We start from the raw sequence: 13,409 nt of genomic DNA, 5'->3' as shown, positions 1-13,409 counted from the left end.
GGACGGCGAGCCGGTTGCGGCACGCTCTCCCGATGCAGTGGACCGTGCGGGCCGGACGGCCCGACGACGCGCCCGAGATCGCCAGGATCAACGTGGACGCCTGGCAGCACTCGTACCGGGGGATCGTGGACGACCCGGTGCTCGACCGGATGCTCCCGGAGAGCAGGCTCCCGGCGTGGGCGCGGGTGCTGCGGCTGCCCGAACCCAGCCGCGTGTTCGTCGCGGTCGAGGAGGACACCGGGCGGATCGGGGCCTACTGCGCGGTGGACGCGGTGCGCGAGACCACCGACGCCCACCCCGACCTGCACACCGGTGAGCTGGTGGCGATCTACGCCGACCCCCGCTTCCGCGGCACGGGCGCGGGCCACGAGGTGCACGAGGCGGGTGTGCGCCACCTGCTCGACCAGGGGTTCCGGTACGCGGTCCTGTGGGTGTTCCAGGACAACTCGCGGACCCGGGCGTTCTACGAGGCGCACGGGTGGCGCCACGACGGGCTGGTCCACCGCTACGAGCTGGGCGACCAGGAGCTGCCCGAGGTCAGGTACGGCCGGTTCCTGTCGGCGCCGCGCCGCCGCGCCCGCCAGGCCCGCAACCTGTGACCGGCGGGGCCTGACCGCCCGTCAGCCGAGCAGCGTGTAGTTCAGCTCGTCGCACACCCGGCCCAGCGGCAGGTCCAGCCCGGGGTGCTCCAGCGGCAGCAGCACGTCGGGCGAGACGGGCAGGCCGGTCGCCCCGGGCGGGTCCCACAGGCACACCGCCGGGGCACCCGAGTCCATGGACGACCGGTACCACAGCCCGTCCAGCTCGGGGTAGGCCGCGCGGATGGCCCGCGCCCACTGCTGGGTCATGTGCTTGGGCCCGGAGCTGATCTCCTGCGAGGCGCCCACCCGGGTGGGCCACAGCCCGACCAGGTCGAGCAACCGCAGCGTCCGCCGCGGCCGCATCACCACCAGGAACGGGCTGCGGGTGCGCCGGTCCACCACCGACGTCGCCTGGAACACCTCGGCCACCGACGTGCGCACGGTCAGCCCGAAGTACAGCACCCCCTGGTCCTGGGCGTGCGCGGGCGCCCCGTCCGCGGACGGGGGGTGGGTGTCGAAGCGGGCGTGCGCCAGCGGCCCGGTGTAGCGGAAGCTGTTCCAGCGCTGCGGGTGCAGGCCCTTGGCGGCGAAGATGCGCACCAGGCGGGTCGCCCGGTGAACGGCCACGACGTCCTCGGTGCGGCGGAGGCTCGCCTGGAGCACTGCGGGAGCTGGCGGCTGGGGAAGCCGTGACATGCGCGTCCAGGGTCTCGGGGACGGGGGGAGGGGGAGCGCGGGACGCGTGGTCCCGCCGGGGCGCCGTTCAGGCGGGGGTGCCGAGCTGTGCGGCGAGCGCGGTCACGCGGCGGGGGTCACCGCCGGCCAACAACCACTCGCGGGGCGAGGTCGGCTCGCCGTCGACCGACAGGTCCTCCTGCTCGGTCGTCATGAACCCGGCCACCACCAGGGCGGGTTGGTCGGCGGGCACGGCGGCCAGCACGGCCTCCAGGCCCGGGAGCACGCCGTCGCCGGCGAACTGCCACGCGGGCAGCCGCCAGCTGCCCCGGTCCTTCCAGCCGACGAGGCGGCCCACGCCGAGCCGGTGCCGGATGCGGCTCGTGTCCACGCCCAGTTGGCGGGCCGCGTCGGCCACGGTCAGCGCCGAGTCGCGCAGCACCGCGTGCGCCACCACCGTCCGCGCGCGCCCCTGGTCGTCGGAGGGGCGGTGCGGGCCGAGGTCGAGGCCCACCTCCACCAGCGCCTCGCGCTGGTCGGGGGAGAAGTAGCCACCCGGGTCCGGGTGCGGAGGGGCGAGCCTCTTGGCGGCGTCGGCGACGAGGGACAGGAACTCGTCGGGGGTGACCTGGAGACCTGCCCTGGCCAACACCGCCTCAAGCGCTGGACTCATGCGCACAGGGTATCCCGTGCGTGCGCTTTTGTGCGGCCATGTAGCTCGAATGTCCGAAGCCGGGAACTGTGCGCACACAATGCACAACACTACGTAAACAACCGAGGTGGGGCACGGTGACCTGGGACTCACCCGGCCGCTGGATACGATGCCGCCGGATGAGAGGTCGGGGGTGGTCCGGTGGTGGTACCGGTGCGCGTGGACAAGCGGGTGGCCGGGGTGGCGGCCCTGTGGGCGGGGGCGGTCGTGACCGCGCTCGTCGTCGTCCTGCACCGCTCCGGCGGTGACATCGGCCTGCTCGACCTGCGCGTCTACCGCACGGGCGGCGAGGCGTGGCTGGAGGACGTGCGGCTGTACGCCGACGGGTTCCCGAAGCCCCTGGACGGCCCGCCGTTCCCGTTCACCTACCCGCCGCTGGCCGCGTTCCTGTTCAGCCCGCTCGCCCTGGTGCCGTGGTCGGCCGCCGTGCTGATCTGGACCGGCGTCGGCCTCGCGCTGCTCACCGGCGTCTGCCTGGTCACCGCCGAGCACGCCTACGGGCGCACGCAGCGCGCCCTGCTCGTCGGCCTCGGCGTGGCCCTCGGGTCGCTGCTGCTCGAACCCGTCACCGCGACGCTCGACTTCGGGCAGATCAACCTCGTGCTGCTCGGCCTCGCCGCGCTGGACTGCCTGCTGCCCAAGACCCCCTGGCCGCGGGGGCTGCTCATCGGCCTGGCCGCCGCCGTCAAGCTCACGCCGATGGTGTTCGTGCTGTTCTTCCTGCCGCGCCGGCAGATCAAGCCCGTCGTCACGGCGGTCGCCTCGTTCATCGCGTTCGGCCTCGTCGGGTTCGCCGTCGCGCCGACCGACAGCAAGCAGTACTGGTTCGGCGCGCTGCTCGACCCCGGCCGAGTCGGCGGCCTCGACTACGTGGCCAACCAGTCGCTGCGCGGCCTGGTCAACCGGTGGGGGCTCACCGGCACCGCCGAGACCGCCGTGTGGGGACTGCTGTGCCTAGCCGCCGTCGCACTGGTGTGGGTCGCCGTGGCGCGGTCCGGGCAGGACCGGGTCGGCGCGTTCCTCGCGGTCGCCGTGGGCGGCCTGCTCGTCTCGCCCGTGTCGTGGACGCACCACTGGGTGTGGGTCGTGCCCGGCATCGTCTACCTGCTGCACCGGTCCTGGCCGTGGGCCGCCGCCGTCGCGCTCCTCTTCTGGCTCGCGCCCCAGTGGTACATGCCGTACGAGGACAAGCTGGAGCAGACCTGGACCTGGTGGCAGCAGGTCATCGGCAACGCCTACGTCTGGGCGGGCCTGGCCGCGCTCGTCGTGCTGGCGCTGCGCCCCCGCCCCGCGGCGGTCACGACCCCGTGATCAGCGCGACCGCGCGTTCCCGGGTCGCCTCGTCCACCTCGCCCAGCCGGAAGCCGCGCGCCACGATGTGCGCCACCAGCTCCGGCTCCGGCGGCAGGCCGTGCTTGCGCAGGTAGTGCGGCACCGCGCCGGCCCACACCCAGGTGCCGTCGGTGCGGAAGTTCAGCGGCACGTCCACCTCGGCCGGCACGAACTCGTCCACGTCGAGGTTCCGCGCGGCCAGCACCACCGGCGCGGCCTCCAGGTAGGTCAGCAGGGCCTCGCCCAGCTGCCGGTCGATCGCCTGCCGGTTCACCACCGGGCGGCCCGCCTCGTCGCGCCCGTCGTACACGTGCGCGGTGCGCAGCTCCTGCCGCCGGGGCGGCAGGCCCACCCGCTGCCGCAGCCAGTCCGGGATGCGGTCGTCGTGCCGGGGGAACGCGCGCAGCTCGTCCTGGAAGCCGATGACCGGCGGCGGGTTGCGCCAGCGCGGCTCGTCCTCGGCGTTGAAGTCCACGGCGAACGCGGCGGGAGCCTCGATCTCGTACACCGCGCTCAGCCACGTGCCCCGGTCCGGCTGGTGCATGCCCGCCCGCAGCTGCCCGAACAGCTGGACCACGTCCAGCGGGGGGCGCACCGGCCGCCACTGCCCGTCCGGCCCGGTGAACGCCAGGTCGACCTCGACGTGCCTGCCCGCCGCCCGGTACTCGGCGCGGATGCGCTGCCACCCCTGGGGGAGCGCCGGCAGCATGGCACGGCCGATCTGCTTGACGAGCCTGCTCTGCTCCTCCTCGGACAGCGGTGTGGCTGGCTGGCTCATGCGACGAACACCCTTTCGGCTCCCCCCGACACGGTGTGCTGATCTTAACGGCCACGACACACCGCCGGGGTCCGGTCGGGTCAGCCCAACTGCTCGTCCCGGACCAGTTCGCCCCGCTCGTCCCACTCCTTGACGTGCAGCGGCCAGCCGTTGGCGGAGAACGTGCGGTGCGCGGCGAGCGTGCCGTCGGGGTGCCACTCGTACCACTCGCCGACGGCGACTCCCAGGTGGGTCCACCCCCGTGACCTGAGTCGCCCACCGGGGTGGTGCTCCTCCTGGAGGCCGCTGCTGACGCCCGCGAAGAAGCTGTTCGACTCCACCAGGCGCCCGTGCTCGTCGCGGTGCTCGACCACGCCGGTGAACGGCTCGCCGTCGTGGCAGACCCGCTGCGCGTCGTCCACGTACGTGTCCGACCCGTCCACGCGCACAACCGTCACGGCACGGGGCTCCCCGCTGCCGGGTTCCCCGCACCGGTCCCGGAGAACGCTCCGCGGTCGGCGGTCAGCGCTGCTTCACCCACTCGGTGACGAGGTTGCCCCGCTCGTCCCACTCGCGTCGTTCGAGCTGGTCGCCCCCCTCGCCGAACAGGAGGTCGGCCGCGAGCCGGCCGTCCGCGTGCCACCGCCGGTGACGACCGACCGGGACGCCGTAGCGCATCTCCCCTTCCTTATAGGGACGCTCCCGGTCGAACCACTCCCGGTACGGCCCGTCCTCGACGCCGTTGAGGTAGGTGTACAACGTGAGGACGGTCCCGTCGGGCCGGGACTCGACCACCTCGCCCGTGAACGGCACGCCCTGGTGGAAGACGACGCCCTCGTCCTCCTCGACCTCGTCGGCCTCAACTCGCATAGTGCCTCTCCTCCGGGGGGATGATCCGCCGCTCGGGGTCGCCCACCGCGTGTGTCGCGCGCTCCGTCCCGCTGCGCACGCCGTCGATCATCCTCGTGCAGTTCGGGCAGCACTTGGCGATGTCGGGGAACTCCCCGGACGCGTTCGGCCCCCGACCCGGCGGCGTGAACGCGTTGTCCACCCGCAATTCCCCGAGCACCTCGTCCAACTGCTCCGGCGTGATGTCGGGCGGCAGGTTGCGGTCGTTCAGCATCTGGTTCACGTTCTTGACCTCGGCGTGCCGGGTGGGCGCGTCGTTCTGCGGCCACTCGGTGCGGATCTCGTTGCCGCTGCCGTCGCGAGCGGGCTGCCCGAGTCGATCGGGGTGGCGGTCCGGCTGGGTGTAGCCGGGGCGTGAGCCGTCGGGTTGGGGGTTCCCGCGCATGGCCTCCTGGCGATCGCGGAGCACGGGGTTCAGGTCGTCGTCCGGGATCAGGTCGGTCGCGGCGCCGTTGATGGACTCGTAGACCTTGCCGGTCCGGTGGTCGACGGAGACGGACACGCAGACGACGTTCTTGCCCGCCCACTTCTCCGGGTTGCGGTTCATCTCGTTCCGGATGTCCTCCGGCATGAGTGACCGGTCCTCGATCCTGGACTGGATGAGCTTCGCCCGGTCCGTGAGGACGGCCCGCTGGTACTCGTCGATCGGCTGACCGTCGTAGTGGGTGATCAGGCCGTTCTCCGTCTCGCACCGGGCGGGGTCGAGGGTTTCCAGTTCCCGGGGCTTCCTCGGGTCCGGCGGCGGGTCGTCGGGGTGGTGCTCGAAGCGCGGGTCGCGCTCATGGGGACCGCCCTCGGCCGCGCGGTCGCGGGCGTCGCCGGCGTCGGTGTGGTCGGCCTTATCGGCGTTGTGGGTGCCGGGCGCGTAGCCGTCGCCGCCCGCCGGGGTCCGCGTGCCGTCGGGGTGGTGGGTCTGCCACTCGCCGTTGGGCGGGATGCGGGGGTGGCGGTTGCCGTCGGGGCCGATGTCGGCGTCGCTGGTGTAGACGCGTCCGCCGGCGTCGGTCCAGGCGGGTTTGGTGGGGGCGAGGACGTCGGCGCCGGTGTGGCGGGAGAGGCGGTCGGCGAAGTCGTTGGTACCGGCGTCGCAGCCGATGAGGCGGATGGGGGTGCGGCCGTCCCAGCCGTTGCGGCGCAGGAGGTCGCCGTACTGCTCGGGGGTGTAGGTGTGGTTGCCGATGCGGGCGCGTCCATCGGGGGTGATGTGAACGTCGGCGGTGAAGCGGTGGGGGTCGGGCGGGACGCGGTGGGGCAGGTCGCCCATGTCGGAGTCGCCCCGGTGGTGGCTGATGCCGGCCGGGGTGGTCTCGCCGTGGCGGGCGTGGGCCTCGTCGATGCTCGGCTGATCGCTGCCGGGGCGGTCGCTGTCGGCCCTGTCGCTGTCGGCCCTGTCGCTGTCGGCCCTGTCGCTGTCGGCCCGATTGCCGTCCGGGCGGTCGGTGTCGGATCGGTTGCCGTCGGGCCGGTCCGTGTTGGGGTGGTCGTTGTCCGCTCGACCACCGGATCGGCCGGGGTCGGCGCCGTCGTGGTGGCGGCCGGTGCCGGGCGTGGGGTCGGGATCGCGGCGCGGCGGGGTCCACGGCTCCGCCGCGCGGGGGCGCGCGCCATCGGGGGCGTGGGGCGCGTCGGGTCGCACGGGCGGGCCGTGGTGGCCGGCTGCCGGCGGGGTCGGTCCGGCGCCGCCACCGGGCCGGCCGTGCGGCGGAGTGCCGGGACCGGGGTGGGTCGGCCCCGTGCCTCCCGGCCTGCTGTGGCCGGGATTGGCGTGGCCGGGGCCGAAGTTGCCCGGACCGGTGCTGCCCGGACCTGTGGGGCCGGGGCTGTGGTAACCGGGGCCGTTGTGGCTGGGGGCCACGTGACTCGGGCCGGTGTGACTCGGGCCTGTGTGACCGGGGCCCGCGTGGCTGGGGCCGAGCGACGAAGGTCGAGGGACTTCGGGGCCGCGTGCCGCGGGGACACCCGAGGCCAGGTCACCTCGACCGCCGGGGGTTCCAGTCCAGCCGCCACCGCTGCCGGGGCGCGCGCCACCGCCCGGCGCGCCACCACCGGGAGCGCCACCGGGGTTGCCCCCACCGGGAGCACCGCCCGGCGCCCCGCCGGGCATGCCGTTGCCGGGCATGCCGCCGCCCGCGCCGCCGGGCGGATTGGGGTGGTTGCCGGGGGTGGTGGGCTGGTTGTGGCGCGGGGGCGCCTCGGGCGTCGCGGCGGTCGAGGTCGAGGTGTGGTCGTAGCGCGAAGGCGCGGGGGCGCTCGGTGCTCCGCCGGTCGGTGCTCCGCCGCTCGGGGAGGCACCGCCCGGTGTTCCGCCGTTGTGGTACCCGCCCGGGGTGTTGCCCGCAGGGGTGTGGGTGCCCGGTGCGGGCTGACCGCCCGGACCGCCCCGGTGCTCGCCGAGTGGCGTGCTGCCGGGAGTGCCGCCGCCGGGAGTGCCGCCACCGGGCGGGTACTGGCTGCCCGGACCGCCTCGGTGCTCGCCCAGGGGCATGGTGCCGCCACGCGGGTTGCCGGGGCCGGGAGTGCCCGGCACGGGGGCGCCGCCGCGCGGCAGGTCGTTGTCGGGGCCGTCCGGGGTGCGCCCCGGGCGTGGTGCGGACGGGGGCCCGTCGGGGTCGCGGCCCGGCCTGGGGGCGTCGGTGGCCGTGGGGGTGCCGGAGGTCGTGGTGGTGTCGCCGGGGCGGCTGGTCGGGGTGCCGGGGTCGGAGGTCCCGCCGTCACGACCCGTGCCGAGGTCACCGCCGCCCGGGGTGCCGCCCGGTGCGCCGTCCGAGGTGCTGCCGGGTGTGCCGCCCGGTGTGCCGTTCGGCGTGTCGACGTCCGTGCGGCCGGTCTGCAGGAACCCGCCCCGCTTGATGTTCTTCGGGTCCAGCACGTCCAGGCCGGTCGCCTTGCCGGCGAGCTTGCCGACCACCTTCATGATCTTCTCGAAGATCTCGACCAGGCGCTTCAGCAGCGGCGAGACCCTCTTGATCGCGTCCAGCAGGTCCTGGACGATCTTCGCGATCTTCGCGGCCCACCGCGAGATCGCGGTCACCGCCTGCGCCACGATCACCGGCGTCCCGAACCCCAGCGTGAACGCCGCCTCCAGCACCCACGCGATCAGCTTCCCCACCAGGTCGGCGATCAGGTCGCGCACCACTTCGCGCACGAACGCCACGACCATGCCCATCATGCCCACGACCGTGCCCACGGTTCCCGCGGCCGACGCCGCGCCGGACAGCGCGTCACCGTGGACCTTCGAGTTCTCCGCGTACGCCTCCGCCGCCGCGCCCGTCCACCCGGCCAGGCCCGTGGACACCGCCGACGCGTAGTCCTCGGCGATCGCCCCGAGCTCGGTGGCGACGTTGGTCCAGGTCGTGGAGTACGACTCGATCACCGGGGGGTTCCCGGCCAGCCAGTCCAGCATGTCCTTGAGCGGCTGGACGTGCTCCATCAGGAACGCCGCCGCCGACGACATCAACGTCCCGAACGGGTCGATCGCCATGGCGGCGGCGTCCGCGGCCAACCCGACCATGCCGAGGCCGGCCCCGACCCAGTCGCCGCCCTTGACGCCGTTGAACGTGTCCATCGCCGACTCGGCGATGGAGATCCCGGTCGCCCAGCCGTTGTCACCGGTGCCGGCGTTGACGAAGCCCCCCGGCTCCGCCGGCGCCTGTGCCACCAACGGGTTCTCGCCGGCCATCAGCCCGCCGACCCGAAGCCGTCGCGGATGGCGTCCTCCATCTCGCGGTACTGGGCCACGGTGTCCCGCACGGACTCGCCGGCGGCCTCCATGGCCCCGACCGCGCCCTGGAGAGCGTCCAGGCCCCACTGCTCGACGGGGTCCAGCATCATCCGGAACGGCTGGCAGATGATGCCGTAGGCGTCCGTCGGCATGCTCACCGCCCTGGCGGCGTCCACCGCGCCCTGGAGGCGCGTGCCCAGGTCGGTCAACTGCTTGCCGTGCGCGTCGAGGTTGTCCGCGACGATCTCGAAACCGGCCATTGCCCACCCCCTTGAACCGTGGTCACGACAGGAACGACCGCCCGCCGAAGTCGTCGTCCTCGTCGTCCGGGCGCGCGTGCCGCCGGGGCGGTGGCGGCTGGGTGGGACGGGGCGGGCCGGGCGGCTGCCGGGGCGTGTCGTCCTCGATGCCGAACCGCATCTCGCGGTCGACCGGGGGCGGCGGCGGGACGTCCTCGTGCGGCGGGGCCGGGAAGGTGCGCCTGGCCTCGTCGAACAGGGCGTCGGCGGTCCGGTCCCCGGTGCCGATGGTCTCGGCCATCGCCTGCTGGAGCAGCTCCGGGATGCGGGACTGGGCGCGTTGCAGGGTGCGCATGACCTCGGCCGACACCTCCGCCATCCGCTTGTCCCGCGCGGACTCGGCGATCTCCAGGTGGGTCAGGATGCCGTTGGAGCCGATGGTGAGGCGGACCGAGCCGTCGCGCGAGGTCTCCGAGATGGACAGGCCCTGCACGCGGGCCGCCATCTCCTGGTAGCGCTCCGCCTTCCGCTCGATGTCCTGCTGCCACCGGCCGAGCATCCGCTCGGACGCCCCGACGTCCTCGGGCACGACGACTTCCCCCTCGACGAACGGTCTTCTCGCGATCCCCGTCAGGATGACGCACACGGGAACGGCCCGGTTCCGCGACGGGGTCGAATGCTCCGGACGGAGCAGCCGCGGGACCGGGCCGGGCGCCTCGGCTAGTTCACGCCGAGCAGGTCCACCACGAAGATCAGCGTCTCGCCGGGCTTGATCACGCCGCCCGCGCCGCGGTTGCCGTAGCCCAGGTGGGCGGGGATGACCAGCTTGCGCCGGCCGCCGACCTTCATGCCGGCCACGCCCCGGTCCCAGCCGGCGATGACGCGGCCGCCGCCCAGCGGGAACGAGAACGCCTCGCCGCGGTCCCAGGAGGCGTCGAACTGCTCGCCGGTCGAGTGCGCCACACCGACGTAGTGGACGTGCACGAGCTGGCCGGGGGCCGCCTCGGGACCGTCGCCGACGGTGATGTCCTCGATCACCAGGTCGGCGGGCGCGTCGCCCTCGTAGGGCTCCACCACGGGCTTGCTCGGGGCCATGTCACTCTCCTGTGCTCGCTGTCAGCCCCTGTCGGGGCGGTCGGCGACTACTCAACCACGCCCGCCCCCGTGCGGCCGATCGGCCCAGCACGGCCGCCGTCGGCGGGCTTCCCGCGGTGGCGCGCAACCGCTTCGCGCCCTCGTCCCGTCCTGGGGGCATGAGGCGATGGTCCTGGGGAACGCGGGCGGCGCTCGTGGGCGGCACGGCGCTGGTGGTGGGGGTGAGCGCGGCCTCGGCCGTGCCCGCGCCGGAGGTGGACTGGCGGATCGTGCCGCCGATCGAGGCGGTGCCGGTCGACCTGGTCGCGTACGACTCGTGCGAGAACGCGCTGCACGGGCTGCGCGCCGCGGTCGCGCCGCACGTGGGCGTGTACGGCCTGGAGGGCGCTGGTCACGCGGTCCCCGCCGCGGGTGACACGGGAGTGGCGCTCGACTCGCGGGCCGGCGGCACGCCACCGGTCGCGCCGCAGCGGTCCGCGGGCGAGAAGTCCGCGCCCGGCCAGTCCGCGCCGGAGCGGTCGGCGCCCGACCCCTCGGCACCCGACCCCTCGGCACCGGAGCACTCGGGCACCAACACCCACGAGCGGGGGGTCGACGAGCCGGACCTGGTCAAGACCGACGGCAAGCGGGTCGTCACGGTGGTCGACGGCAGGCTCCGCGTCCTCGACGTCGCCTCGACGAAGGTCACCGGCACGCTGGACCTGGCCGACGCGCCCTCGTCCCAACTGCTGCTGCACGGGGACCGCGCGCTGCTCGTCGGTGGGACGCACCCCCCGGCGGAGGGGACTTCGGACGGCGTCGCGCCGGTCGGGAGCACACCGGTCGGGGGCGCCTCGATCACCCTGGTCGACCTGTCGGGCGAGCCGGAGGTGCTGGGCACGCTGCGGGTGGACGGCCGGTACGTCGACGCGCGGCAGGTCGGCGACGTGGTGCGGGTGGTCGTCCACTCGGGACCGCGACTGCCGTGGGTCTACCCGGTGGACGGCCGCGGCGAGGCCGAGTCCCTGATCGGGAACCGGGAGATCGCCGCCACCGCGCCGATCGACGCGTGGCTGCCGCGCTACGAGCTGGGCGACGCGGGGGGCCGGACCTCGCAGGGGCGGCTGGTCGCGTGCGACCGGGTCAGCGCGCCCGTCGGCAGCTCGGGCGCCTCGATGCTCTCCGTGCTCACCTTCGACTTCCCCGGCGACCTGGGCACCGGCGACGCGGTGACGATCGTGGCCGACGGTGACACCGTCTACGGCACGGGCACGTCCCTCTACGTGGCCGACGACCACCACCTGCGCCCGCAGGTCCGCAACGCGCCCACCGGGCCGCCGACGACCGCGATCCACCAGTTCGACGTGTCCCGGCCCGGCCCGCCGGAGCACGTGGCGTCCGGCCGGGTCGCGGGCGCGCTGCTCAACCAGTACGCGCTGTCCGAGCACGCCGGCCACCTGCGGGTGGCGACGACGTACGGCGACGCGGCGGTCGTCACGAGGCGCGCCGCTCCCGCGACGCAGAGCGCGGTGGTCGTGCTCAGGCGCGAGGGCGCGGAGCTGAAGGAGGTCGGCAAGGTCGAGGGCCTCGGCGTCGGCGAGCGGATCCACAGCGTCAGGTTCGTCGGCCCGGTCGGGTACGTGGTGACGTTCCGGCAGGTGGACCCGCTCTACACGCTGGACCTGTCCGACCCGACCAGGCCGCGCGCGGTGGGCGAGCTGAAGATCACCGGGTACTCGGCCTACCTGCACCCGGCCGGCGACGGCACGCTCATCGGCGTCGGCCAGGAGGCCACCACGCGGGGCCGCACCACGGGCACGCAGGTGTCGCTGTTCGACGTGTCGGACCCGGCCGCGCCGACCAGGGTCGCCGCGCACCACCTGCCCGGCGCGAACTCCGAGGTCGAGTACGACCCGCACGCCTTCCTGCACTGGCCGGACCGGGACCTGGTGGTGCTGCCGGTGGTGACCGCGCCGGTGGAGCCGGAGGTCGGGGTGCCGCCGGACGGGACGGCGGGGAAGCCGGTCGCGCCGCTGGTCGGCGGGGTGCTCGTGCTGCGGCTCGCCGACCGGGCGTTCTCCGCGCTCGGCGAGATCCGGCACGAGGCCGTGTCCTACGACGCGGGCATCCGCCGCGCCCTGGTGATCGGCGACGACCTGTGGACGCTGTCCGCCACCGGTGTGCGGGTCACCCGGATCGACGGGCTGGTCGAGCGGGCGTGGGTGCCGTTCACCTGATCTGGTCGTGCAGCAGTCGGTGCGCGAGGACCGTGCCGCCCGCCATCGCGGCGGGCAGCACGACCAGCGCCGCCAGCGGGACGAGGCACAGCAGGTAGACGGGCACGGCGAAGCCGAGCGTGACCGCGCGCCTGCGGCGCAGCACCTGCCTGCGCACCGTCAGGTCCAGGCCGCGCCGGGTGAACGGGATCGCGGTGAGCTCGATGCCGAGCAGGGTGGCGTTGACGCACACCGCGATCACCGGCACCACGGTCTGGCCGACCACCGGGATGAACCCGGCGGCGAACAACGGGATGGCGCACAGGATCGCGATGCCGACCAGCAGCACGGCGTCGCGCACGCCGATCGCCGCGGACCTGAGCCAGCTCGCCCGCTCGGCCTCGGGCACGCCGCCGAGGTGCTCGTCCTCGATCGTCTCGGCGATGTGCTCGTAGAACGGGCCGCCGACGACCAGTGTGATCGCGGTGAACAGCAGCAGGCCGACCGCGAGGAACGCGCCGATGACGCCGAACCCGGCGGCGAACCGGACGACCGAGCGGGTCGTCCCGCTCCAGTCGTCGGCGAATGGCGTGATCCACGCGGCGATGTCGTCGACGTAGACGGCGAGCCCGACCAGGCCGCCGATCAGCAGCACGGTGGTGAGGAGCGCCGGCACCGCGCCGATCAGCAGCAGCTTCGGCGAGCGGAACACCAGCCCGAACCCCTGGCCGAGCAGTCGAACACCGGTCGAGAAGTCCCGCAGCACCCTGATCACGGCGGGGAGCATAACCGCGCGCGGGGAACGGCCGGTGCCCGTTGTCCGGAATGCCAGGGCCGACGGGGCCGCCCCTGGTCGAGCCGGGTGCGCCGGCGCGCCCCTGACCCGGCGGGAAGGCCCCGGGCACGGGGAAGGCCCCGGACCTGGTCGGTCCGGGGCCCTCCCACGAGCGGCCGTCGGGTCAGCGGCGACGTCGGAAGCTCAGGTTCCGCGCGCCCGCGCCCACACCCGCCAGGTGCAGCGCCAGGCACAGCAGTCCCGCCAGCAGCAGCGTGCCGCCGTCCAGCACGGTGCCGAACGAGGCGTTCGCCAGGTCCAGCAGGAGGGCGAGGCCGAAGATGACCGCGGCGATGATCGCTAGCACGGGAGCCTCCCGGTGTAGTAGTTGACCGGGACTTACCCGGCGCCACCCGTG

The 13,409-nt window shown here is 74.4% G+C and carries 14 protein-coding genes; 3 read left to right on the top strand and 11 right to left on the bottom strand.

Annotation, left to right across the window (positions count from 1 at the left end; all coding sequences use genetic code 11):
- Positions 1-32 precede the first annotated feature (32 nt).
- Positions 33-599: a GNAT family N-acetyltransferase gene (locus J2S66_RS20550; protein WP_310308815.1), complete on the top strand. Its 567-nt coding sequence runs from the start codon at positions 33-35 to the stop codon at positions 597-599.
- Between the two features lie 21 nt (positions 600-620).
- Here J2S66_RS20550 and J2S66_RS20545 read toward each other — a convergent pair whose 3' ends face one another.
- Complete coding sequence (locus J2S66_RS20545; RefSeq protein ID WP_310308813.1) at positions 621-1,277, bottom strand: RES family NAD+ phosphorylase; 657 nt, start codon at positions 1,275-1,277, stop codon at positions 621-623.
- 67 nt (positions 1,278-1,344) lie between these two features.
- A complete protein-coding gene (locus J2S66_RS20540; protein WP_310308812.1) occupies positions 1,345-1,929 on the bottom strand; it encodes a DNA-binding protein in 585 nt (194 codons plus the stop codon).
- 180 nt (positions 1,930-2,109) lie between these two features.
- Here J2S66_RS20540 and J2S66_RS20535 point away from each other — a divergent pair, with 180 nt between their 5' ends.
- Positions 2,110-3,279: a glycosyltransferase 87 family protein gene (locus tag J2S66_RS20535; RefSeq protein ID WP_310308811.1), complete on the top strand. Its 1,170-nt coding sequence runs from the start codon at positions 2,110-2,112 to the stop codon at positions 3,277-3,279.
- On the opposite strand, the gene J2S66_RS20530 is transcribed toward J2S66_RS20535, so the two are convergent.
- From J2S66_RS20530 to J2S66_RS20500, 7 genes are all read right to left on the bottom strand, one after another.
- Positions 3,266-4,078 (bottom strand): hypothetical protein, encoded by an 813-nt coding sequence (locus J2S66_RS20530; protein ID WP_310308810.1) that lies wholly within the window; start codon positions 4,076-4,078, stop codon positions 3,266-3,268. The two genes, J2S66_RS20535 and J2S66_RS20530, sit on opposite strands and share 14 nt — an antisense overlap.
- A gap of 80 nt (positions 4,079-4,158) precedes the next feature.
- Positions 4,159-4,515, bottom strand: coding sequence for a toxin-antitoxin system YwqK family antitoxin (locus J2S66_RS20525; protein ID WP_310308809.1), 357 nt, complete (start codon positions 4,513-4,515; stop codon positions 4,159-4,161).
- 64 nt (positions 4,516-4,579) lie between these two features.
- A complete protein-coding gene (locus J2S66_RS20520) occupies positions 4,580-4,927 on the bottom strand; it encodes a toxin-antitoxin system YwqK family antitoxin (RefSeq protein ID WP_310308808.1) in 348 nt (115 codons plus the stop codon).
- A complete protein-coding gene (locus J2S66_RS20515) occupies positions 4,917-8,624 on the bottom strand; it encodes a DUF8616 domain-containing protein (RefSeq protein ID WP_310308806.1) in 3,708 nt (1,235 codons plus the stop codon). The genes J2S66_RS20520 and J2S66_RS20515 overlap by 11 nt, the downstream gene beginning before the upstream one ends.
- A gap of 20 nt (positions 8,625-8,644) precedes the next feature.
- Entirely contained in the window at positions 8,645-8,947 is a 303-nt protein-coding gene (locus J2S66_RS20510) for a type VII secretion target (RefSeq protein ID WP_310308804.1), read from the bottom strand.
- A gap of 22 nt (positions 8,948-8,969) precedes the next feature.
- On the bottom strand, positions 8,970-9,515 hold the full coding sequence (locus J2S66_RS20505; protein ID WP_310308803.1) for a YbaB/EbfC family nucleoid-associated protein: 546 nt from the start codon (positions 9,513-9,515) through the stop codon (positions 8,970-8,972).
- A gap of 131 nt (positions 9,516-9,646) precedes the next feature.
- Entirely contained in the window at positions 9,647-10,021 is a 375-nt protein-coding gene (locus J2S66_RS20500) for an FKBP-type peptidyl-prolyl cis-trans isomerase (RefSeq protein ID WP_310308801.1), read from the bottom strand.
- 158 nt (positions 10,022-10,179) lie between these two features.
- Between J2S66_RS20500 and J2S66_RS20495 the strand changes: the two genes are divergently transcribed.
- Positions 10,180-12,237, top strand: coding sequence for a beta-propeller domain-containing protein (locus J2S66_RS20495; RefSeq protein WP_310308800.1), 2,058 nt, complete (start codon positions 10,180-10,182; stop codon positions 12,235-12,237).
- On the opposite strand, the gene J2S66_RS20490 is transcribed toward J2S66_RS20495, so the two are convergent.
- Positions 12,230-12,982 (bottom strand): EI24 domain-containing protein, encoded by a 753-nt coding sequence (locus J2S66_RS20490; protein ID WP_374726209.1) that lies wholly within the window; start codon positions 12,980-12,982, stop codon positions 12,230-12,232. The two genes, J2S66_RS20495 and J2S66_RS20490, sit on opposite strands and share 8 nt — an antisense overlap.
- A 193-nt stretch (positions 12,983-13,175) precedes the next feature.
- Entirely contained in the window at positions 13,176-13,358 is a 183-nt protein-coding gene (locus J2S66_RS20485; RefSeq protein WP_310308798.1) for a hypothetical protein, read from the bottom strand.
- Positions 13,359-13,409 lie beyond the last annotated feature (51 nt).

The sequence above is a fragment of the Saccharothrix longispora genome, assembly GCF_031455225.1.
Classification (GTDB): Bacteria; Actinomycetota; Actinomycetes; order Mycobacteriales; family Pseudonocardiaceae; genus Actinosynnema; species Actinosynnema longispora.
Note: the sequence above shows the minus strand (reverse complement) of the source record. Positions and strands in the feature narration are given on the sequence as shown.

Excerpts from the sequence above, each read along its gene's own strand:
- J2S66_RS20530 (WP_310308810.1), bottom strand. The coding sequence starts at position 4,078 with ATGAGCCAGCCAGCCACACCGCTGTCCGAGGAGGAGCAGAGCAGGCTC.
- J2S66_RS20550 (WP_310308815.1), top strand. The coding sequence starts at position 33 with ATGCAGTGGACCGTGCGGGCCGGACGGCCCGACGACGCGCCCGAGATC.
- J2S66_RS20520 (WP_310308808.1), bottom strand. The coding sequence starts at position 4,927 with ATGCGAGTTGAGGCCGACGAGGTCGAGGAGGACGAGGGCGTCGTCTTC.
- J2S66_RS20510 (WP_310308804.1), bottom strand. The coding sequence starts at position 8,947 with ATGGCCGGTTTCGAGATCGTCGCGGACAACCTCGACGCGCACGGCAAG.
- J2S66_RS20500 (WP_310308801.1), bottom strand. The coding sequence starts at position 10,021 with ATGGCCCCGAGCAAGCCCGTGGTGGAGCCCTACGAGGGCGACGCGCCC.
- J2S66_RS20545 (WP_310308813.1), bottom strand. The coding sequence starts at position 1,277 with ATGTCACGGCTTCCCCAGCCGCCAGCTCCCGCAGTGCTCCAGGCGAGC.
- J2S66_RS20495 (WP_310308800.1), top strand. The coding sequence starts at position 10,180 with ATGAGGCGATGGTCCTGGGGAACGCGGGCGGCGCTCGTGGGCGGCACG.
- J2S66_RS20540 (WP_310308812.1), bottom strand. The coding sequence starts at position 1,929 with ATGAGTCCAGCGCTTGAGGCGGTGTTGGCCAGGGCAGGTCTCCAGGTC.